The 20433-nt window shown below is 63.2% G+C and carries 20 protein-coding genes and 1 pseudogene; 13 read left to right on the top strand and 8 right to left on the bottom strand.

The window, feature by feature from the left end:
* Positions 1–795: a thymidylate synthase gene (locus WD767_00740; protein MEX2614598.1), complete on the top strand. Its 795-nt coding sequence runs from the start codon at positions 1–3 to the stop codon at positions 793–795.
* Positions 792–1298: a dihydrofolate reductase gene (locus WD767_00735; protein MEX2614597.1), complete on the top strand. Its 507-nt coding sequence runs from the start codon at positions 792–794 to the stop codon at positions 1296–1298. The genes WD767_00740 and WD767_00735 overlap by 4 nt, the downstream gene beginning before the upstream one ends.
* Here WD767_00735 and WD767_00730 read toward each other — a convergent pair whose 3' ends face one another.
* The 4 genes from WD767_00730 to hppD all read right to left on the bottom strand — a co-directional run bounded on the left by WD767_00730 (position 1299) and on the right by hppD (position 5932).
* Positions 1299–2360, bottom strand: coding sequence for a hypothetical protein (locus tag WD767_00730; GenBank protein MEX2614596.1), 1062 nt, complete (start codon positions 2358–2360; stop codon positions 1299–1301).
* Between the two features lie 25 nt (positions 2361–2385).
* Positions 2386–3768 carry an MBOAT family protein gene (locus WD767_00725; protein MEX2614595.1) on the bottom strand — a complete coding sequence of 461 codons (1383 nt, stop codon included), beginning with the start codon at positions 3766–3768 and terminating at the stop codon, positions 2386–2388.
* 69 nt (positions 3769–3837) lie between these two features.
* Positions 3838–4815, bottom strand: a complete 978-nt coding sequence (locus tag WD767_00720) for an LLM class flavin-dependent oxidoreductase (protein MEX2614594.1) — start codon at positions 4813–4815, stop codon at positions 3838–3840.
* A 34-nt stretch (positions 4816–4849) separates the two neighbouring features.
* On the bottom strand, positions 4850–5932 hold the full coding sequence (gene hppD / locus WD767_00715) for a 4-hydroxyphenylpyruvate dioxygenase (protein MEX2614593.1): 1083 nt from the start codon (positions 5930–5932) through the stop codon (positions 4850–4852).
* An 89-nt stretch (positions 5933–6021) separates the two neighbouring features.
* Between hppD and WD767_00710 the strand changes: the two genes are divergently transcribed.
* From WD767_00710 to WD767_00660, 11 genes and pseudogenes are all read left to right on the top strand, one after another.
* Positions 6022–7458, top strand: coding sequence for an FAD-dependent oxidoreductase (locus WD767_00710; GenBank protein MEX2614592.1), 1437 nt, complete (start codon positions 6022–6024; stop codon positions 7456–7458).
* 68 nt (positions 7459–7526) lie between these two features.
* The gene (locus tag WD767_00705) at positions 7527–8156 is read left to right on the top strand and encodes an EthD family reductase (protein MEX2614591.1); all 630 of its coding nucleotides are present in this window, start codon (positions 7527–7529) and stop codon (positions 8154–8156) included.
* A gap of 302 nt (positions 8157–8458) precedes the next feature.
* Positions 8459–8604, top strand: a pseudogene (locus tag WD767_00700) (ATP-binding protein).
* Between the two features lie 215 nt (positions 8605–8819).
* Complete coding sequence (locus WD767_00695) at positions 8820–9494, top strand: sigma-70 family RNA polymerase sigma factor (GenBank protein MEX2614590.1); 675 nt, start codon at positions 8820–8822, stop codon at positions 9492–9494.
* On the top strand, positions 9487–9744 hold the full coding sequence (locus tag WD767_00690) for a zf-HC2 domain-containing protein (protein MEX2614589.1): 258 nt from the start codon (positions 9487–9489) through the stop codon (positions 9742–9744). The genes WD767_00695 and WD767_00690 overlap by 8 nt, the downstream gene beginning before the upstream one ends.
* A gap of 44 nt (positions 9745–9788) precedes the next feature.
* Positions 9789–11051 (top strand): MerC family mercury resistance protein, encoded by a 1263-nt coding sequence (locus tag WD767_00685; protein ID MEX2614588.1) that lies wholly within the window; start codon positions 9789–9791, stop codon positions 11049–11051.
* Between the two features lie 27 nt (positions 11052–11078).
* Positions 11079–11696: a methyltransferase domain-containing protein gene (locus WD767_00680; GenBank protein ID MEX2614587.1), complete on the top strand. Its 618-nt coding sequence runs from the start codon at positions 11079–11081 to the stop codon at positions 11694–11696.
* Between the two features lie 290 nt (positions 11697–11986).
* Positions 11987–12478 (top strand): cupin domain-containing protein, encoded by a 492-nt coding sequence (locus WD767_00675; GenBank protein ID MEX2614586.1) that lies wholly within the window; start codon positions 11987–11989, stop codon positions 12476–12478.
* 333 nt (positions 12479–12811) lie between these two features.
* Positions 12812–13717, top strand: coding sequence for a DUF6134 family protein (locus WD767_00670; protein ID MEX2614585.1), 906 nt, complete (start codon positions 12812–12814; stop codon positions 13715–13717).
* 36 nt (positions 13718–13753) lie between these two features.
* Positions 13754–14743: a TAXI family TRAP transporter solute-binding subunit gene (locus WD767_00665; protein MEX2614584.1), complete on the top strand. Its 990-nt coding sequence runs from the start codon at positions 13754–13756 to the stop codon at positions 14741–14743.
* Between the two features lie 366 nt (positions 14744–15109).
* Positions 15110–16141, top strand: coding sequence for a hypothetical protein (locus WD767_00660; protein MEX2614583.1), 1032 nt, complete (start codon positions 15110–15112; stop codon positions 16139–16141).
* 226 nt (positions 16142–16367) lie between these two features.
* On the opposite strand, the gene WD767_00655 is transcribed toward WD767_00660, so the two are convergent.
* The 4 genes from WD767_00655 to WD767_00640 form a co-directional block, all read right to left on the bottom strand.
* Complete coding sequence (locus tag WD767_00655) at positions 16368–17582, bottom strand: CoA transferase (GenBank protein ID MEX2614582.1); 1215 nt, start codon at positions 17580–17582, stop codon at positions 16368–16370.
* 9 nt (positions 17583–17591) lie between these two features.
* Positions 17592–18401, bottom strand: coding sequence for an enoyl-CoA hydratase/isomerase family protein (locus WD767_00650; GenBank protein ID MEX2614581.1), 810 nt, complete (start codon positions 18399–18401; stop codon positions 17592–17594).
* Between the two features lie 123 nt (positions 18402–18524).
* Positions 18525–19394: an LLM class F420-dependent oxidoreductase gene (locus WD767_00645; GenBank protein ID MEX2614580.1), complete on the bottom strand. Its 870-nt coding sequence runs from the start codon at positions 19392–19394 to the stop codon at positions 18525–18527.
* 23 nt (positions 19395–19417) lie between these two features.
* Complete coding sequence (locus WD767_00640; protein MEX2614579.1) at positions 19418–20284, bottom strand: LLM class F420-dependent oxidoreductase; 867 nt, start codon at positions 20282–20284, stop codon at positions 19418–19420.
* Between the last annotated feature and the right edge of the window lie 149 nt (positions 20285–20433).

The following is a 20433-nucleotide window of genomic DNA, read 5'->3' as shown; positions in this document are numbered from 1 at the left end:
ATGCAGCAATATCTCGATCTGATACGCCGTGTCCGCGATACCGGGGTCTTCAAGGAGGATCGGACAGGGACAGGGACCGTCAGCCTGTTCGGCCAGCAGATGCGCTTCGATCTGGCCGACGGTTTCCCCATGATGACGACGAAGAAGCTGCACCTGCGCTCCATCATCCACGAATTGCTGTGGTTTCTCGCCGGCGATACGAACACCCGCTATCTGAACGAAAACGGCGTCCGGATATGGGATGATTGGGCCGATGAACAGGGTGACCTGGGGCCGGTATACGGCGCGCAGTGGCGGTCATGGCCGGCGCCCGACGGGCGCCATATCGACCAGATTTCACAGGTTGTCGAACAGATCCGTTCCAACCCGAATTCGCGCCGCCATATTGTCTGTTCGTGGAATGTGGGGCAGATAGATGCGATGGCGCTGCCCCCCTGTCACTGCCTGTTCCAGTTCCAGGTCGCCAACGGAAAGCTGTCATGCCTGTTGTATCAGCGCAGTGCGGACATGTTTCTCGGCGTGCCGTTCAATATCGCGTCCTACGCCCTGCTGACCATGATGGTGGCGCAGGTGACCGGGCTGGAACCGGGCGAATTCATTCACTGCCTGGGCGATACCCATATCTATATGAACCATCTGGAACAGGTCGACCTGCAACTGCAGCGGGAGCCCTACCCCCTGCCGGTCATGCGGCTCGATCCCGATGTTAAAGACCTTTTCGCGTTCCGGTATGAGCATTTCACCCTCGAGAACTACCGCACCCACGCGCATATCCCCGGCAAGGTCGCGGTGTGACGCTGCGCTGCTGTCTGGTCGTGGCCATGGCGTCGAACCGGGTCATCGGGCGCGATGGCGGCATGCCGTGGCATATCCCGGCCGATCTGCGGCATTTCAGGGCGGTGACGATGGGCAGGCCGCTGATCATGGGCCGCAAGACGTTTCAGTCGATCGGCCGGCCGCTCCCCGGCCGCACGAATATCGTGGTGACGCGGGACCGGACATTCGCCGCGCCCGGAATTACCGTGGTTCGCAGCGCGGATGAGGCATTACGGGAAGCCGGGGCAACGGCGCGCCGCGACGGCGTCGATGAAATCATGGCGATTGGCGGCGGCGAAATGTATGCGCGCTTATTACCGATGGCTTCGCGCATCCATCTGACCGAGATTCACGATACCCCCGATGGCGACGTTTTCTTCCCGGATATCGATCCCGCGATGTGGCGGGAAATCGCCCGGGAGGATATCGCCGCCGACGGCGAAACCCCGGCCTATTCCTTCGTGACGCTCGACCGGGCCTGACTACCAGGCCGGTTCCATACCCGGCTGCAGGTACCGATAGTAACCTGCCTGGTCTTCGCGGCGTTCGATGGCTTCCGCAATGAATCGGACGAGTTCATTCGAAACGGCGGCCGAATAATGCAGCGCATCCCAATAATTTTCATCCCGCCGGGTTATCTCGGAATAGAACATGAAATCGATGACATGGGTGTTCGGCCGTGCGCCGGCCAATGCGGTCAATCGCATCTTGCATTCTGTCCAGCGGGCGGCATCCAGGCTACCCGGCGCCGGTTGCATGACGTGATGATAGGGCACGAACACCAGCACCGCGGTGGTCGCTGCGGGGAGGCGCGACAGCATCGCAGACATCCGTGCATGGGCGGGATAATTCCAGGCGGATCGTTGCGGTCCATAGCCGTCAGCGGGACTTGCCTCCCGCTCGCGGCGCCGGGGTTCGGTCCCGCCGTAAATATGTTTCCGGGCGCGGACCAGGTCGTATTCCGCCGCCGGCGGCAGAAAATTCATATAGCCGTCCGGCCCGTATTTCGCCGGGCGCAGGCCGCTCAGATATCCAACCTGACGGATCGCCTGCTCGACAGAGAAGGCATCGAACAAATGCAGCGCGTCGTTCCAGGGGTTGCCGTCATAGAGCCAGGGTGGAAACGGCCGGAAGGTGAACCGGGGCAGATCAGGCGCCGTGCTGCACCATTCGTCGTCGATACCGAAAATCACGAAACGGGGAGCGGGATGGTGGTCGGTAAACAGGTCGAAGATCCGCAGCTGTTCATAGGTCGTGCCGCTGTTCATCGACAGATTGGCGAACCGGGCGCTCAGTGCAACGTTCAATCGGTCGGGCCGGAGCAGGCGCGTCGTGGAAGTGCCGAAAACCGCGCTGTCGAATGCAGGACTGGCGGCAACGGCGGGATAGGAAAACCGCTGATTGGTGGCGACGGGTTGCCGGTCCAGCGGCGGCGAGAACGGCAAGGTATCGTATGGATCGACGACCAGGACGAATCCATACAGCAGCCCCGCCGTCGAGAGGGCGGCGATGCAAAACCATCGCCAGAATTTTTGCCACTGCATTGCCGCCGCGATGCCCCCGATCCGGTCAGAACTGAAAGTAGATGAATTCCTGGCCGGATTCGCCGCCGACATGCAACACGATGGCGGCCAGCGCAAGGCCGCCGGCGACCGCGATCATCCGGTTTGGATGAAGCCGTGCGTGCACCAGCATCTGCGATGTCGGACCCAGCGCGGCCACCAGAAAGGCCACGGGGATAATCCAGTTGGCGGTCAAGTCGGTCAGGGCGCCGGTCAGACCGTTCAGCCCCGCCATCGAATTCAGCATGCCCCATGCCGCTGGAAACGTTTCCGCACGGAAAATCACCCAGGTGGCAAAAACGAATAGCATCGTGACCAGCCATCCGGCAGCGGCCGGCATGCGGTATCCCGCATTGCGCCACAAATGGTAAATGCCCAGCGCCGCGCCATGCAGCCCGCCCCAGACGACGAATGTCCACGCGGCGCCATGCCATAGCCCGCCCAGCAGCATGGTGACCGCCAGCGCCAGCGCCTGGCGCGCCGGGCCGAACCGGTTACCGCCCAGCGGAATGTACAGGTAGTCCCGCAGGAACCGGGACAGGGTCATATGCCAGCGGCGCCAGAAATCGCCGATCGAAGCGGCCCGGTACGGCACGTTGAAATTGATCGGCAGGACAAGACCGAACATCAGCGCGAGGCCTATCGCCATGTCCGAATAACCGGAAAAATCGAAATAGATCTGCAGGCCGAAGGCGAGGCAGGCCATCCAGGAATCGGCGAATGTCGCCGTCGCACCGTCCGCCGCCGCACCGAAAACCGGGTTGGCGATCAGGGCCAGCCGGTCGGCGATGAACAGCTTCTTTACGAGGCCGCATAACAGCAGCATCGCGCCCCGCGAGAGGTTTTCATGGACAGGCCCCTGGCGCGGGTCGGCGTCGAACTGGAAGATGATTTCGTTGTGGCGAATGATCGGCCCGGCAATGAGCTGCGGGAAGAAACTCACATACAATGCGTATTCATGAAACCGGTAACGCGGGGCGTCGCCCCGGCTGACATCCACGATGTAGGAAATCTGCTGAAAGGTGAAAAAGCTGATCCCGAGCGGCAGGATGATCGACCAGTTCTCGTGCTGCCCGCCGGCGATCCAGGCAATCGACGAGGCGGCAAAATCGGCGTATTTGAACACGCCTATCAGGCCCAGGTTGAGGAACACGCCGATGCCGATCAGATAGCGCAGGCGCCAGCGGTAATGCAGCCGGACAAGCAGCCAGTTCATGGCGATGGAACCGGCCAGCAGCGGCAGCAGCCGGTAGTCCCAATACCCGTAGAAGAACAGCGACGCCGCGATCAGCCAGCAGATCCGCAGGTCGCGGCTTGCCGCCATCCGGTGATAGCCGATGAGCGCCACCGGCAGGAACAGGGCGAGGAAGACCTGGCTATGAAACAGCATGTGCGGGCGATTCAGGTCTGCGGAACATCCGGTGTGACGGCACGGCGAACACGATCGTCAAGCCGCTGGTCAGGCGGCAAAGCCCTTCGCGTGGACGACGGGCAGAACCTCGTCGATCAGCAATTCCGTCTGGCGCATCGTATCCGCATCGCCGTCCGAAATCGGCCGCAGGACGAACTTGTAGGCGCCGGCGCCGACGAAATTTCGCAGCCGCTCGATAATGTCCTCTGCATTGCCGACGCCGAAATATTCCGGCGCATGCCGCCCGGTACGCTTTTCGAACGCCGCCGCCGCGCGCTGCACGACCGCATCATCCATGCGGCCGAAACGGAAGGGAAAGCTGGCGCCGAAATGGTCCTCGTCTATCGGCCTGCCCGCTTCCTTCGCGGCCGCCTTTATGCCGGCGATGACCGGGGCGACGACCGCCGGCGTTTCCAGCCCGGCCAGCCAGCCGGTGCCGAACCGCGCCGTCCGCCGGACCGCGGCGGGGCTGGATCCGCCCAGCCAGAAGGGGATGCGTTTCTGCACCGGTTTGGGTGCGATGCACGCATCGGTATATTTGTAGAATTCGCCGTCGAAATTCACGCTGTCTTCGGTCCACAATCGCTGGATCAGTTCCAGCGCCTCGTTGGTGCGCTTGCCGCGCGCTTTCGTCACCTGATTCGTTGCCGACCAGATCGAGGTGGAGGCGCTGCCGATCCCGAAGGCGGGCAGCAGCCGCCCTTCGCTCAGCATGTCCACCGTGGCGCATTGCTTGGCGAGCAAAAGCGGGTCGCGCAACCCGGCGGAGGCCACGTTCATGCCGAATTTCAGCTTCCTGGTGGCCCCGGCCAGCGCCGCCATGGTCGTCATGCATTCCAGAAACGGTTCCCTGGAGGCCAGGCGGTCGATCTGCCAGATCGAGTCTACGCCGCGCTCCTCGCACATACCGACCCATTCCCAGTATCCCCTCGCACCCGCGAAGGTGAATTCCGCCAGCCCCAAACCGACTCCGACGCCCATTTTCGTATTCCCTGCCAGTTTCGCCGCCGCGACGCGACCGTTCAATGCTTATCCTAGCGGATCGCGCGCGCAAGCGCGATCAGGCCGGTTTCCTGTCGATGATTCCCCGGCGCACCTGGTCGCGCTCGATGGATTCGAACAACGCCTTGAAATTGCCTTCGCCGAAGCCGTCATCCTTCTTGCGCTGGATGAATTCGAAGAAAACCGGCCCGATCAATGTTTCGGAAAATATCTGCAACAGGAGCCGTGGATCGCCCTTTTCGGTCGATCCATCCATCAGGATGCCCCGCGCCTTCAGTTGATCCACCGGTTCGCCATGGCCCGGCAGGCGCTCTTCCAGCATATCGTAATAGGCGTCCGGCGGGGCGGTCATGAAGGGCACGCCATTCGCCTTCAGCCGATCCCAGGTATCCGGCAGGTCGTCGGTCGCCAGCGCGATATGCTGGATGCCCTCGCCGTTATAGGCCATCAGGAATTCCTCGATCTGGCCGCTACCCTGCGAGGCCTCCTCGTTCAGCGGGATGCGGATCCTGCCATCCGGCGCGGTCATCGCGCGAGAGGTCAGGCCGGTGTATTCGCCCCTGATGTCGAAATGGCGGATTTCCCGGAAATTGAAAAGCTTCTCGTAGAAGCGCCCCCAATGCGCCATTCGCCCGCGATAGACATTATGGGTCAGGTGGTCGATTTCCGTCAGCCCGCATCCGGCCGGATGCCGGTCCACCCCGTCGAGATAGGTGAAGTCGATGTCGTAGATGGATAACTCGTCGCCATAGCGGTCGATCAGGTAAAGCGGCGCGCCGCCGATCCCCTTGATCGCAGGCAGCCGCAGTTCCATCGGCCCGGTCGGAATATCGACCGGCCGGGCGCCCAGTTCCAGCGCCCGGGCATAGGCCTTGTGCGCATCGGCCACGCGGAAGGCCATGCCGCAGGCGGACGGCCCGTGCTCTTCCGCGAAATAGGCGGCGTCGCTGTGCGGTTCGCTGTTGACGATGAAATTGATGCCGCCCTGCCGGTACAGCGACACGCGTTTCGAACGGTGCGTCGCGATCTTCGAGAATCCCAGCATCTCGAAAACCGGCTCCAGGACGTTCGGTTGCCGCGACGCGAATTCGACGAACTCGAATCCGTTCAGCCCCATCGGATTGTCAAACAGATCGGCCATCGGGTTCCCTCCAGGACATTGGGTCGTCGGGATTCCCGCCAGTCTAGCCGACCCCTCGCATCGGCTGCTAGGGTCCCCCGGAGGACTTCATGAGGAACTTCAGCATGGCGAAGAGCCCCGAACCGACCGGCCGGGCCGCGAATGAACGACGCATTTTCGATGCCCGCGCCGGCGAAGCGCCGCGGATACGGGGCGATCTCGGCCATATTGTCGAACCGGCGCGGGAAACCCCCGTCTTCGCGACGACCGATGTGCTGGTGGTCGGCGGCGGGCCCGCGGGAACGACGGCGGCGGTCGCCGCGGCGCGGCTGGGCGCGAATGTCATCCTTACAGAGCGTTACAACCATCTGGGCGGGCTATCCACCGGCGGGCTGGTGATCTGGATCGACCGCATGTCGGACTGGAACGGCGAGCACATTATCCGTGGCCTTGCCGAGGAAATCCTCGACCGGTTGCCGCGTGACGCGATTTACGGTCCGCCGCGGGAACAGTGGGGATCGCGCGACGCGGTCCTGTCCGCGCAATGGCAGAAACGCCACGCCGCCTTCCATGGCACGGTGACCTGGGCGCCCATGATCGATCCCGAATGGCTGAAACTAGAACTGCTGCGCATGGTGCGCGAAGCCGGCGTCGAACTGCTGCTGCACAGCTGGGTGGCGGCGCCGCTGGTCGAGGATGGCAAGGCAACCGGCGCGATCCTGGAATCGAAACAGGGCCGCATGGCGATCCGCGCCCGGGTCGTCGTCGATACCACCGGCGATGGCGACATGTTCGCCGGGGCCGGTGAAGCCTTCGACGGCGATATCGACAGCGATGATATCCATCACACGGCCAATACCGCCTCGCTGCTTTGCGGGGTCGATAACGCCCGCTGGCTGCGATTCATGGATGACCCGCCGGACGCCTTCCGGGATTTCATGCGCCGGGGCCGCGAGCAGGTGAAGCATTTCGTGCTGCCCTTTCCCGGCTGGCGCAACGATGTCACCGTCTTCATGGGCCCGCGCTTCGCCGGGTTCGACGTGCTGAAGATCGATGACCTGACGACGCTGGAAACCCTGTCCCGGGAAAGCCTGGTCGACCTGCTGAACTATTACCGGGGCAATGCGCCGGGATTCGAGAACGCCTGGATCATGCTCAGCGCCCCGCAACTCGGCGCGCGGCACAGCCGCCGCCTCGTCGGGCTTGGGCGGATGACCGGCGAACGGACGAAAACCGGCGCGGTCGAAGCGGATGAAATCGGCGTCAGCCCGAGCCTCAGCCCGAACCTGCCGAATGTTTCCGTACCCTATGGCGCGCTGCTGCCGCGGGCGACCGAAAACCTGCTTGTGGCCGGGCGGCACATCTCCACCGACGCGCAGACCCACACCTATATGCGCGAAATCCCGCAATGCTGGCTGACCGGCCATGCCGCCGGAGTCGCCGCCGCGCTCAGCGTGCAGGCCGGCGTGTCGCCAAGGGATGTGTCTGTTCCCGACCTGCAGGCGGCGCTGCGCCGGCAGGGGGCGCATCTGCGCGATCCCGCCTGACCCGCCGGCAATTGACACGGGACGCCAACGCCCGCCACTCTTGATCCATACAGTACGGGGGTTGAAGCATGCGCAAGACGATGTCGTTCCTGAAACGCCGCGCCGATATGAGCCAGCAGGAATTTTTCGACTGGTGGCTGAACGAACACCGGCCGCTGGGATCGAAGATTCCGGGGCTGCGGCATTACACGATCTCGCTGGTTGCCGACGGCGCGGACGAAGCGTTCGACGGCGTTGCCGAATTGTGGTTCGACGACACCGCCGCGGCGCAGGCCGGTTACGCCAGCCCGGAAGGACAGGCCGCCCGGGCCAGCGGCCAGGCACATACCTCGCGCCGGGAATCGGTCGAACTGGTCGAACATAAATTTATCGACACAGGCGAACCGGCGCCGTTCAAGATGATCTCCATTCTCAAGCGCGCCGCGCATATGACCCGCCCGGAATTCAAGACCTGGTGGCTCGACAGCCATGTCGCGATGGTCCTGGAATTTCCCGAACTGCGCCACTACCAGGTGGTCCTGGCCGAGGACGGCCCCGACGGCGCCATCGACGGCTGCGCGGAACTGTCCTTCAAGGATCTGGAGACGCTGAAACGCGTCACCTCGTCCGAACAGGTGCGCAGCGTGCAGCAGAACGACTCGGTCAGCCACACCTCATCGATCATCCGGATGTATGTGGAGAAACATCCGGTCTTCTAATATCCCGGCATTGCTGAACGGGTAGCGGCGGTCCGGGCCCAAGCGGCTCATATTCGCAAGCGGCGAAATGCGTCTGTCTATCGTCGATTTGGAAACCGGGATAATGGCTTTGTCAAAGCAACGGGGCTGATACGGGGAGGAGTGGTCCGTAGCCTCGGAGGATGAAGAATCTATTCCGTTATTTCAACACCTCATCCATGCACATGGAGGCGGCCGTTCCTTCAGCATGGTGGTGAACCCTTTCCTTGTTGTCGAGGTCAGTGAAAACATCAGCTGCAGTTGGGATCCGGTCGGCGGCGGTCTCGATCCTGCTGACCTCCAGTCTGCCTTTCGACGAGACCGAAGTATTCGATTACGAATGTCTAACCGAAGCGTTGCCGACCGCCTCACCCGCCACGTTCATATCTTGGAGATGAACGGAGACAGCTACCGCCTCAACCAAAGTAAAAAATCGGGTGACGGCGAGATGCGCTTCACGCTGTTCCGTTGCCAGGCAGACCGATCGGCCATCTCCCCGTCGAAGGCATCCGATGTTTTTGGGAACTTTCAGCAGCGGGATACGTCTTGGTTGGCGAGAAAGGAAACAGGTTCAGTATGACCAATGGCGCTGCCCTCAGATACAGGCAGAGACGCAGGAACGGGAAACCATCCGGCTCCGACCGCATGCTTCCAAACCGTGGCGAGAGAGAGCTTCCCACGGATAGTCAGTGCGACGAGGATCGCCGTACCGCCCGCGCGTTCTTCGAGGTCGAGGTTTCGAAGCTGATGGACCGACTGTACGGCACAGCGCTGAGGCTGACGCGCAACGGACCGGACGCGGAGGATCTCGTCGCGGAGAGCGTCGCCAAGGCATGGGAGGCGCTGCCAAAGCTGCGTGACCGCCGGACTTTCCCCGTATGGACGCTTCGCATTCTGACCAACACCTTCATCAGCGACTGGCGACGCCGCCGCACCCGCTTGACGACCGAACCTCCGGCTCGCGCGGCGCAGGACGGTCCCGAAGAGGAATTTTCGCTGTTCCGCCGTTTGCACCAGCCGTTTCTTCTGTGGTGGGGGACCCCGGAGCATACGCTTCTCAACAAGCTGCTCGCGGAGGACCTCAAGCGGGCGTTCGACGCCCTTCCCGAGCCCTATCGCGTCGTCATGGTCATGGTCGAGCTTGAGGGGTGGTCCTATGCCGAAACGGCCGAAGCGCTCGAACTGCCGGTCGGGACGGTCCGATCGCGGCTGGCGCGCGCGCGAAGCCGCCTGCAGCGGTCGCTTTGGACGCAAGGAAAGGAAGCCGGACTGGTCGGCGCGACGGCGCAGCCCCTACGGGAAGGCGGTGACAATGCCTAAGGATCATGAGCATCACGAGCACCGGGAGCTGAACTGCGAAGAAGTGATGGAACAACTCTTCACCTACCTCGACGGCGAACTGGACGAGAACGCCCAGATCGTTATCGACCGGCATCTCGAAGCATGCCGCGACTGCTTCAGCCGGGTCGAGTTCGAACGACGGCTCAAGGCCAGGCTGGCCGAGCTCGCCCGGGTGCCGGCGCCAGAGAGGCTGCGCGAGCGGGTGCGGACAATAATCGGGCGCTTCTGAGGCAGGGGCATCGCCCCCAGGCAAAGTAAACGGAGAGGTATCGCATGGTTGCGGCTTTGGGCTACTCGCGAGACGAGATCACGGCAGCGGTAAAGGACATGTACACCGCGGTCGCGGCGACGCCACAAGCACACTTCCATTTCCCGGTCGGCCGCGACGGATGTCGGGTCGCCGGCTATACGGAGTCGCTGCTGCAAGAGGTGCCGGAAGAGGCCGTCGACTCGTTCGCCGGCGTGGGTTGTCCCTTCAACGCCGGCACGCCGCGCCCGGGCGAGCGTATACTTGATATCGGATCGGGCGCCGGCGTCGACAGCATGATCGCGGCACGGGCGGTCGGCCCGTCGGGCAAGGTGTATGCACTGGACATTACCCCGGCGATGGTCGAAAAGCTGCGCCACACCGCCGCCAGGGCCGGCCTCGATAATATCGACGCGATCGAGGGCGACGCAGAGCGCATACCTTTGCCTGACGCCAGCGTCGATGCGATTATCAGCAACGGCGCAATCAATCTTGTGCCCGACAAGCGCCGTGCCGCCCGGGAGATGTTCCGGGTGCTGAAACCCGGCGGCCGGATGCAGATCGCCGACATCGTGATCCACCGCCCGGTCACACCCGACTGTCTCGACGACCCGAAGCAGTGGGCGGAATGCGTGGTCGGCGCCACCGTCGACGACGATTATCTCGACATGTTCCGCGACGCCGGGTTCGAGGCCGTCGAGATCGTGCGGAGCTACGATTACTTCGCTCACAGCCCGAGCGCCGAGACCCGAGAGATTGCGGAGGGATTCGGGGCGCGGGCATTCGAGATTCGCATGCGCCGGCGCGCCGCCGCTCCCGCCTGGATCACGGTGCTGGCGCGGCGCGTCCATCCGCGGCGGATCGCACGCAGTCTTGGCCGTCGGGGTCTATGGGGACTCGCGACGCTGATTCTGGCGCTCGCCGCCTGCTACGGCACGCTCGCCGCGGTCACCCTCCTCGCGGCGATGGGGACAACGCTCATGATCGACGAAGGCGCGTGGGCTGCGACCATCGTTGTGCTGAGCATTGCCGCGGCAGCCGTCGTCACGGCGGGAATTCGCAAGCATCGGCGGATCGGCCCGACGCTCCTGGCGATCCTGGGAGCGGTCGCAGTGGCCTACAGTATGACCGTCAGCTACGACCGGGCCATCGAAGCGGCCGGTTTTCTCGTGCTCGCCGCTGGCGTCGGATGGGATCACTGGATCCGGCGCTACCGCCCCGTTCGCCGGTCGCATCGGCCCTTACAGCGTGCCGGTCTGGCCGCCGAGGAATCCGCCGACTCTTTTTGAACCCGAATAGAAGAAAGGAGAACGCTCATGAGCGACACAAAAGACGTGGCCTTACCGGTCGACGCCGAAATCCTGCGGGAGGCCGTCAAGAGCAAGTACCGCGACGTCGCAGTCGACCCGCACGGTACCTATCACTTCCATACAGGGCGGCCACTCGCGGCGCATCTTGGATACGATGCACTGACGGTCGACTCCTTACCCGACGCGGCGGTGGAGTCGTTCGCCGGCGTCGCCAATCCTTTCTCGCTCCGTCCGCTGGTAAACGGCGAACGGGTCGTCGATTTGGGCTCCGGCGCCGGCTTCGACTGTTTCGTCGCCGCGCGTCAGGTCGGCCCCGGCGGCCGGGTCGTCGGCATCGACATGACCGAAGAAATGCTCGACAAGGCACGGTCGACGACGGAGCACCTCGGCTTCGGCCACGTTGAGTTCCGGGAAGGCCTGCTTGAGGAATTGCCGGTGGACGATGGCTGGGCCGACGTCGTGATCAGCAACGGCGTCATCAATCTCTGTGCGGACAAGGCACGCGTGTTCGACGAGATCCGCCGCGTCCTGCGTCCGGGGGGACATTTGCAGTTCGCCGACATTGCATCCGGCAAGCCGGTGCCCGAGGCCGCCACGCGCAACGTCGACCTATGGACTGCGTGAATCGCTGGCGGCCTGCCGTGTGCAGGCTGGCGGGAACTGCTGGCGCGCGCTAGTTTCGTCGATATTCGGATCAGCAACCCGGTGGATACGTTTTCCGGCGCAGGTGGCGAAGAAAAGGCTCGCCTGTTTGAAGTATATGGCTATAGCTTCCTCGCACGGAAGCCCGAGTAGGTGAGTCCCCGACCAATAAATATTGGTCGGGGCGACGTCTTTTCACTTTCCTGGAACTCTTTATCACTTGTCGCGTCACAAATAATGCAGCGACATATGCTGCAACACCTGCGGAAACGATGAAAGAGGACGCCATGAATATTTCCCGATCCGTATCGACGATCGCCGCCGCTGCCTTGGTTCTCGGATTGCACGGCATACCGGCTTCGGCGAAAGACGACCACGTCATGACCACGCCGAAAGAGATAGAATGGGGACCGGGTCCCGCTTCCATCCCGGACGGAGCGAAGGCAGCGACGCTCTATGGCAATCCTGGCGAAGAAGGGTTATTCGCACTCCGGCTGAAGCTGCCGGCGAATTACGTCCTGCCGCCCCACCGCCATCCGCGACCCGAGGTCGTCACGGTGGTCTCGGGGACGTTCCACATCGGCATGGGCGAAAAGATTGTTCGCGATAAGGCCCGGGCGCTCGAAGCCGGAAGCTTCTTCGCGTTCCCGCCAGGAATGGCCCATTTTGCCTATACCGCGGAAGAGACGGTCATCCAACTCAACAGCACCGGTCCGTGGGGCCTCACCTACGTCGATCCAACGGACGACCCCCGCACGCAGTAGCCCAACAAGGCGGTGGGACGGGTCCTGTCGGCCCGTTCCGCCGCGGCCCCTTACTCCCACAGCGACGCCACACTTGAAGCGGACCCTTCGGCCGCCGATCAGCGCGACTTCGATCCCGGGCGGCGGAAAAGCAGCTTGCCCGCCGCGGCCGGTTCTTCGTGTTTGGGCGCCGCCCGCCAGTTTCCGAATCGCTTGAGCGGCAACCCGCAACTCCGGGTGTGCGGGCGCTGGCTCAACAACCGGGCCGAAAATTCGCATCGGCCGTTCCGACGACGGGGGGCATGTACCAGGTCGATTCGGAGCCGATTTCCTTGAACACGAAAGCAATGTAACATGGTGTTCGAGGAGGGCCATGTTGTGGTCGACTTTCCTGAGAAGGCCGTTACGATCGATAGGCCGTCGGAAAACGGGGGAGAACGCAGCTGCTCCACGGTTTCCGACGGCCAGGGAATGTCGGCACGACTGTTGGTCAGCAGGCAGCCGCAGAGCGTGGCCCGCAAGCGAGGGGTTGCCGCGCGGCTTCGCCGTGGCGAACCGGTATTGCCGGTCGCATCGAGCAGGGAACTAATCCCGCGGCGAAAATTCCTGGTGTCTGCGCTTGCCGGTGCGGCGGTGTACGCTCTGCCGCGTTTCGCGGGCGCGTCGACGCCCATCGCCGTGCCGACTTCGATCGCCAATAGGCGGTTCAGCGTCTTCTACGCGAACGAACGGATCGGCGAGCATACGATTACGTATTCGGAGATAACCGGGGATGCGCGGATTTCCACCGAAATCGCTCTCGCGGTCAAGGCGCTGTTCTTCAGCGTGTTCGCCTACAGCCACCGCTCGGAGGAGATCTGGCGTGATGGACGTCTGATGTCGCTCAGCAGTCAAACGGTGGAGGATGGCGAGACGCTCAATGTCGCTGGCGCCGCAACGCCCGGGGGATTTCGCGTCGTCGGCAAGGGCGGCCCCTTTATCGCGTCGGCCACGACCCTGACGTCCAACAGCCTTTGGACCCCGGCAGTGCTGAGCCAGGAGACCGTGGTCGACGCGCAGCATGGTGGCGTCATTGGCGTCAGCGCCCGCAGGGTCGGCGATGAGCCAGTCGCGGTCGGCGGACGCCCGGTGCATGCGACGCGCTATAGCTTTGTTACGCCGTATCTCTCCGGCAGCATCTGGTACGATGAGGCAAATCTCTGGGTGCGCGGCGATTTCGAGCGCGACGGCTCGACGATTCAGTATCGGCTCGACCCGTGAGACCTGCCTGTCCAGCCGGCGTTGGAGAACGCACTCATGTCGATTAGACAGCTTTTACGTGTCGCCGCGGCGCTTATGGCGGGCGCCGTTGCCGGTTGCGCAGCGTTTTCCGTTGTCCTCGCGCCCAGCCCGGTTGCCATTGCAACCGACATCCCGGGCGGACAGTATCATCCAGTGGGAAATGCGATCTGTCGCGTTTACAACCTGGCGGGCCCATATGACGAGAAGCCGTGCGTCGCGGTGCGTTCCGACGGCTCGGTTGCCAATATCGGACGAATCAAAAGCGGCGAGACGACCTTCGGCCTGTCGCAGACGGACCTGGCCTATGCCGCCTTTCACGGTGAGGGGCCGTTTGCCGTCGCCGGCCCCGATCCGAAGCTGCGCACCCTGATCTCTCTTTACCCAGTGGCCTTTACCATCGTCGCGCGTGCCGATGCTGGCATCCGCGATTTCCGGGACCTGCGCGGCAAGCGCATCGGCATCGGCAAGAGCGGCGCCGGATACACCTTCACCCGTGACGTCCTCCTCGAATATTTCAACTGGATCATATCGGAACATGAGCGTCTCCTGGAATTAGGACCCGCCGAACAGTACCGGGCACTGTGCGACGATAGGGTCGACGCGATCATCATTGCGGCGGGGCACCCCGACGGGCTGACGCAGGAGGCGACGACAAGCTGCCGGGCGATGCTGGTGCGCGTTGCGGGACCGGAAATCGACCGACTGCTTGCGACGCATCCCTATTACATTGCCTCCGTCATTCCTGGCGGGATGTACGCCGGGAATCCCCATGATGTGCCCACATTCGGCACGCCGGCCCTGCTCATCACGACGAGCGATCAGCCGGATGCGCTGGCCTATGCCATGGTCAAGGCGGTGTTCGAAAACTTCGCCGTTTTCCGGCGCCTGCATCCCGCGCTATCGACCCTGGACATGAGGGACATGGCGCCGAGCGAAGCAGTGATGCCCATCCACCCGGGTGCGCACCGGTACTATCGCGAAGCGGGGCTGCTGCGTCGGCAATGACCGGCGGCAGCCGGTGCACGAACACGTCTTCTTTGCCATCAGTCCGGGGCGGAGAGCTCGCGGCGCACTACGCGTGACCGCCGGGCGCATTGCATGCCGGCCGGGTGCTCGTCGCCAAGCTTGTCCGACCCAAGCTTGTCCCGACCAGAGAACGTTCGACCCTGGTTCCACTTCCTCCGACGGCGGCAATCGCGACTGCAAGCGCTGTCTCGCGTAGCATGTCATCCCGCGAGGCCCCGTCCGATCCGGGTCCGGTACTTGGCGCCGGTCCGAAGCCCACCGGTCTTCATCGCCGTCCTTCGGAACAAAAGCCGCGGACTTGCGTTGGTCTGGTATCAACCGGACGATCCGCATAGGAGATGCCCCATGGCGAGCGAACTGAGAACCGAGACCCCGGCTCCGGCGGCATACGCCGAGACAGCGCTCGACCGCGGCGGCCGCGCGTCATGGGGGGCCTTCTTCGCCGGCACCGCCGTCGCCTTGGCCGTCAGCGCGCTGCTTACCCTGCTGGGCCTTGCGATCGGCATGAGCACCATCAATCCCGCGGTCGAACAGGACCCGATGACCGGCGTACCGGCGGCGTCGGCGTCGGCGTGGTGGACGGCGATCTCTGCGATCGTGGCGCTGGGCGTCGGCGGTTATGTCGCCGGCCGGCTTGCCGGCGTGTTGCACGGCCTCGGCTCGGCGCTGCACGGCGCCACCGTGTGGGCGCTGACCACGATCGTAGCCCTGTGGCTGGGCGCCAGTGCAGCGGTCGGCCTGGTGAACCTCACCGGTTCGGCGCTGTCGCAGGCATGGTCGGCGGTTTCTTCCGCCGCCGGCGCGGCGATTCCGGAGGATTTCGAACTGTCCGACATCACCGATATGGACATGCAGGATCTGCCGGACCCGGTGCGCCGGGCGATGGAGCGGGCCGGCATCACCACCGACAATTTCGGCCGCGAGATGCGCGAGATCTTCCGCGAGGTCGTCTCGCCGCAGGAACAGGAGCGTACCGCCGAGCTGGCGCAGGAGACGGCGGCGGAGGTGGTGATGGAGCCATCCGCGGCCGGTCAGACGATCGACGATATGATCGACGACATGTTCGGGCGCGGCGGTGTGCTCTCCGAAGAGGATCGCCAGGAGGCGCTGCAGGTCATGCAGGAGCGCTTCGGCGTGACGCCGCAGGAGGCCGAGGAACTTCTTCAGCAGGTCGAGGCGACCGTCCAGGAATACCGCCAGGGTGCGGAGGAGGCGTTGCAGACTGCGCAGCAGAGGGCTGCCGAGGCGGCGGGCGCCGCTGCCGACGCGACGGCCAGCGCGGCGTGGGGCGCCTTTTTCACGCTGCTGCTCGGCCTGCTCGCCGCCATCGGTGGCGCGATAGCTGGCCGGCCCGGACGCCCGCCGGTGCGGGGGTAGGCCGGCCGATCCCGCTTCTCGACCTTTGGTAGAAGGCTCTGAGTAAGCGCCCGGTCTGTCCGCTCTTGCGGGTGACGATTTGATCCCGTGAAACAGGAGGATCGTCGCCGGGAAAAGCGACTTAACGTGTCAGTGAACCCAAGGGAATCGCTTCAGGTTAATGCCCGGCAGCAGGCCTACCGGTTGCAATTCGAGAAATTGTCCGCGTATCCGGAATAAAGCGCGGTCAGCCCGGCCCGGACTTGAGGACCCCCGTTTCCTGAAGGCGGCGGATCCGGTCCTCGTCGTATCCCAGGTCCTCGCGCAGGATTTCCGCATTGTGCTGGCCCAGCAGGGGCGCCGGGCCCGTGACGCCGGATTCCGCATTTTTGTATCGGAAGGCTGAATTGATCTGCCGGACCGGCCCCATGACGGGATCGTCGACGGTGACGGTCAGGTTGCGTGCGGTCACCTGGGGCTGATCGACGGCCTTGTCGACGGTCTGAACGATGCCGCAGGCGACGTGATTGGCGGTCAGGATTCGCTCGGCGTCTTCCGAACGCATCGACTGCAACCAGCCCCGCATGATCGCGGCGGCTTCCGCCATGTTCTCCTCCAGCTTGGCCGTATCGGAAAACCGGGGGTCGTCCGCCAGTTCCGGCTGTCCCATGGCGATGCAGGTACCCTGCCAGGAGCGGTGATCCGGACCAACGGACGCGGTGATATAGCCGTCCCGCGTGGCATGGACAGGATGATAGAAGACATCAACTTCATTCGCGGTCAGATAGGTCTGAAGGCTGAAATCGTTCGATCCGAAAAGGCTGTCGAACAGGGCGATGTCGATATGATCGCCTTCGCCGGTCATGGCTTTCCGGTAAAGCGCGGCGGAAACAGCGCCGAACGCCGTCAGCCCCGCCGTCGTGTCGCCGATGGCGATGCCGGGCCCGCGCGGGACCTGCGGCGGATCGCAGTGCAGGAACTGCATCGCCAGCCATCCCGTCATCGCGTGGCTGATATGGGCATATCCCGGTCGGTTCGCATTCGGTCCGGTCTGGCCGAAACCGCTGATTGAGCACAGAATGATGGCAGGATTCAGTTTCTTCAGATCGTCATATCCCAGGCCGAGCTTGTCCATGACGCCGGGGGTGAACGCCTCGATCACCACATCGGCCCGGGCGGCCAGCGCCTTTGCCGCTTCGATACCCTCCGGCTGTTTCAGGTCGATGCACAAACCCCTCTTGCCGGCGTTCTGCTGCATATACATGGGGCTGCGCGGGGCATGCATCCGGTTATAGGCGCGCGATACGTCACCGAACGGGAAACGCTCCACCTTGATCACGTCCGCGCCGTGATCGGCCAGGTATTTGCCGCAGGAGGGGCCGGCGATCAGCGCGGCGAATTCCAGTACGCGGACGCCCTCGAAGGCGCGGGGTTTACGCTTTGTTTCGGGCAGGTCAGGCACGGTTTCTTGTCATTCCGTTTTTGAAATATTGCGCTGAATTGCATCCTTCGCGCGGGAATCGCCCGAGTGGATGCTTTCGATCTGGCTGTTCAGCATCAGGAGCTGGTTTAACTGATTGCCGAAATTCATCGCGCCATGCACCGCCATATCCTCCGCGAGCCGGTAGGTGGATTTCGTGCGCCGCACCGCCCAGGGCGCCTTGTCGGTAAAACAGGCGGCAAATTCCCGTGCTGTCTCCATCAGCCTGCCGGCATCCGCCAGCCGGTTGACGAGGCCATACCCGTGATACTGCTCCGCTGTATAAAGGTTGCCGGTCATCGCGATTTCAAGGCCGATACGGCGGCCGACCTGCCGGGTCAGTAGGGCGATATTCATGGCGGCCGGGAATCCGTAGGCCATTTCGACATTGCCGAATCTCGCGCCGGCTTCGGCGACAACGAAATCGCAGGCAAGGGACATAGCCTGCCCCCCGCCAAGCGCGACCCCGTGAATCGCGGCGATGGTCGGTTTCGGCGATTCCATGAGCAATGTGAGGGTTTCGAGGAAGATATCGACGGTTCTGTCGACGGATCCATCCTGCAGGATGGCCTTCCGGTTGAACTGTGAAATATCCCGGCCCGCAGTGAAGCAGCTACCGGCTCCTGTGATAATAATGGCGCGGACGGCATCGTCGGCATTGGCGGCGCGGACGGCGGCGATAAGCTGTTCCAGCAACGCGTCGCTCATGGCGTTTTTCTTTGCCGGGCGGTTCAACGTCAGTATGGCGGCATATCCGTCATGGTCGACGAGAACGAGCTTGTCTTCGGAATCGGCCATCATTCACTCTCCCGGTCGCCGGAACGCAGTATCGTTGCGATGCGATTGTCTGCGCTTTGATGGGGGCGGGCAAGCCGGCGGGTCGTTATTTCCGCCCGGGGGTCATTCTTGCAGGGGGAATGCCGTTCAGGCATCCGCGTATTTATCCAGTATATTCCGCCACCTCGGAATATCGTCCACGTTGCCGATGGTGTTGTTGAGGCCCATCATCGGCGTAACCGGCACCAGCAGCCGGCTGACTCCCAGTTTCGCCATTTCGGGAATCTGCTCCAGGTCCTCCGGCAGGCTGGCGGTGAATTCGATATCATCTGGGTTGCGCCCGCTTTCCACCGCCGATTGCCGCACCAGGTCGAACAGGGCCGCGGACGCGCCGCGCGCGGGGAAGAAACCGTCGCCCAGACGCCCGGCGCGTCGCGCCGCCGCCTTTGAATGGCCGCCCACGATGACGGGGACCGATCCATTGACCGGCCGCGGCCGGCAATGCGCGTTCTTGAAGCGAACAAATTCACCGTCAAACGTGGGCGATTCGGATGACCACAATTGCCGCATGGCGGCGACATATTCGTCGGTACGTCGTCCGCGGTCGGCGAAGGGCGTGCCGATGGCGTTGAACTCTTCCGCCAGCCAGCCGACGCCGATGCCGAGCAGAATGCGCCCGCCCGACAGATGATCCAGCGTTGCGACCTGTTTCGCCGTGACGACGGGATTTCGCTGGGGCAGAATCAGGATCCCGGTGGCCAGCCTGATTCGCGATGTTGCGGATGCGAGAAACGACATGAAAATCAAAGGGTCGGGTAGGGGGATATCGTTGACCCCGCCGGCCATCCTGCCGTCCTCGGCATATGGATATGCGGATTGGTAGCCTTCCGGCACGACCACATGATCGACGGTCCAGGCGGATTCGAAACCGGCTTCCTCGCCAGCCTGGACCAGTTCGATGGCCTGTGGCGGGTCGGTGTAGCGCCCGGTATTGATATAGCGCAATCCGAATTTCATGGAGTTCCTCTCTGGTCGGTTGATCAGGTATCCGCGTATTTTTCCACGATATCGCGCAGGCGCAGCACATCCTCCGGCGTCGATACGGATGTCAGGCCGGACATCGGCGAAACCGGAATCATCAGCCGGCTGACACCGAGCTTCGCCAGCGCCGGAATATCATCCGGATCCTCCGGCATGCTGAGGGTGATTTCCAGGTCAGCCGGATCGCGGCCGTTTTCGGCGGCTGTTCGACGGGCCAGTTCAATCACCGGTTTCGGCACACCCCGGGCCGGAAAAAATCCGTCGCCCAGTTTTCCGGCACGCCGCGCGGCTGCCCTGGAATGCCCGCCTATTACAATAGGGACCGTACCGTTCACCGGCTGCGGCCGGCAGTTCGCGTTCCGAAATTCGACGAAATCGCCTGTATAGGTCGGCGAGTCCGATTTCCACAATTCCCGCATTGCGGCGATATATTCGTCGGTCCGCTTGCCCCGCTGTGCAAAGGGGGCGCCGATGGCGTCGAATTCTTCAGCCAGCCAGCCGACGCCGATGCCGAGGATCAGCCGGCCGCCCGTCATGACGTCAAGCGTCGCGACCTGTTTTGCGGTCACAACCGGATTGCGTTGGGGCAGGATCAGGACACCGGTCGCCAGCTTGATCCTGGTGGTCACCGCGGCGGCATAGGCCAGCCAGATCAGCGGGTCCGGTCGCGGGTTGGTGTTAACGCCGGCGAATATCTTGCCGTCATCGGAATAGGGATAGGCGGATTCGTAGCCATCCGGCACGACGACATGATCGACCGTCCAGGCCGATTCGAATCCTGCTTCCTCGCCGGCCTGCAGCAGTTCCGTTGCCCTTGCGGGGTCGACGAAGGGGCCGGAATTGCACGACCGTAACCCGAATTTCATGCCTATCCTCCCCGGACAAACGCATTGGATGTATAATCGCGAACTATACGTACACGATCTGATTCAGGCAAAAAGAAGGGGCGTTTCCGCCCCTCCAGACCGCTGACAAACCCCTCGCCTTTGGTGAGGGGTTTGTGATTCAATGCGGG

This window comes from Alphaproteobacteria bacterium (genome assembly GCA_040905865.1).
Classification (GTDB): Bacteria; Pseudomonadota; Alphaproteobacteria; order UBA8366.
Note: the sequence above shows the minus strand (reverse complement) of the source record. Positions and strands in the feature narration are given on the sequence as shown.

Excerpts from the sequence above, each read along its gene's own strand:
- WD767_00650 (MEX2614581.1), bottom strand. The coding sequence starts at position 18,401 with ATGATGGCCGATTCCGAAGACAAGCTCGTTCTCGTCGACCATGACGGA.
- WD767_00705 (MEX2614591.1), top strand. The coding sequence starts at position 7,527 with ATGCGCAAGACGATGTCGTTCCTGAAACGCCGCGCCGATATGAGCCAG.
- WD767_00685 (MEX2614588.1), top strand. The coding sequence starts at position 9,789 with ATGGTTGCGGCTTTGGGCTACTCGCGAGACGAGATCACGGCAGCGGTA.
- WD767_00725 (MEX2614595.1), bottom strand. The coding sequence starts at position 3,768 with ATGCTGTTTCATAGCCAGGTCTTCCTCGCCCTGTTCCTGCCGGTGGCG.
- WD767_00675 (MEX2614586.1), top strand. The coding sequence starts at position 11,987 with ATGAAAGAGGACGCCATGAATATTTCCCGATCCGTATCGACGATCGCC.
- WD767_00660 (MEX2614583.1), top strand. The coding sequence starts at position 15,110 with ATGGCGAGCGAACTGAGAACCGAGACCCCGGCTCCGGCGGCATACGCC.
- WD767_00680 (MEX2614587.1), top strand. The coding sequence starts at position 11,079 with ATGAGCGACACAAAAGACGTGGCCTTACCGGTCGACGCCGAAATCCTG.
- WD767_00665 (MEX2614584.1), top strand. The coding sequence starts at position 13,754 with ATGTCGATTAGACAGCTTTTACGTGTCGCCGCGGCGCTTATGGCGGGC.
- WD767_00730 (MEX2614596.1), bottom strand. The coding sequence starts at position 2,360 with ATGCAGTGGCAAAAATTCTGGCGATGGTTTTGCATCGCCGCCCTCTCG.
- WD767_00740 (MEX2614598.1), top strand. The coding sequence starts at position 1 with ATGCAGCAATATCTCGATCTGATACGCCGTGTCCGCGATACCGGGGTC.
- WD767_00670 (MEX2614585.1), top strand. The coding sequence starts at position 12,812 with ATGGTGTTCGAGGAGGGCCATGTTGTGGTCGACTTTCCTGAGAAGGCC.
- WD767_00710 (MEX2614592.1), top strand. The coding sequence starts at position 6,022 with ATGAGGAACTTCAGCATGGCGAAGAGCCCCGAACCGACCGGCCGGGCC.
- WD767_00690 (MEX2614589.1), top strand. The coding sequence starts at position 9,487 with ATGCCTAAGGATCATGAGCATCACGAGCACCGGGAGCTGAACTGCGAA.
- WD767_00640 (MEX2614579.1), bottom strand. The coding sequence starts at position 20,284 with ATGAAATTCGGGTTACGGTCGTGCAATTCCGGCCCCTTCGTCGACCCC.
- WD767_00645 (MEX2614580.1), bottom strand. The coding sequence starts at position 19,394 with ATGAAATTCGGATTGCGCTATATCAATACCGGGCGCTACACCGACCCG.
- hppD (MEX2614593.1), bottom strand. The coding sequence starts at position 5,932 with ATGGCCGATCTGTTTGACAATCCGATGGGGCTGAACGGATTCGAGTTC.
- WD767_00695 (MEX2614590.1), top strand. The coding sequence starts at position 8,820 with ATGCTTCCAAACCGTGGCGAGAGAGAGCTTCCCACGGATAGTCAGTGC.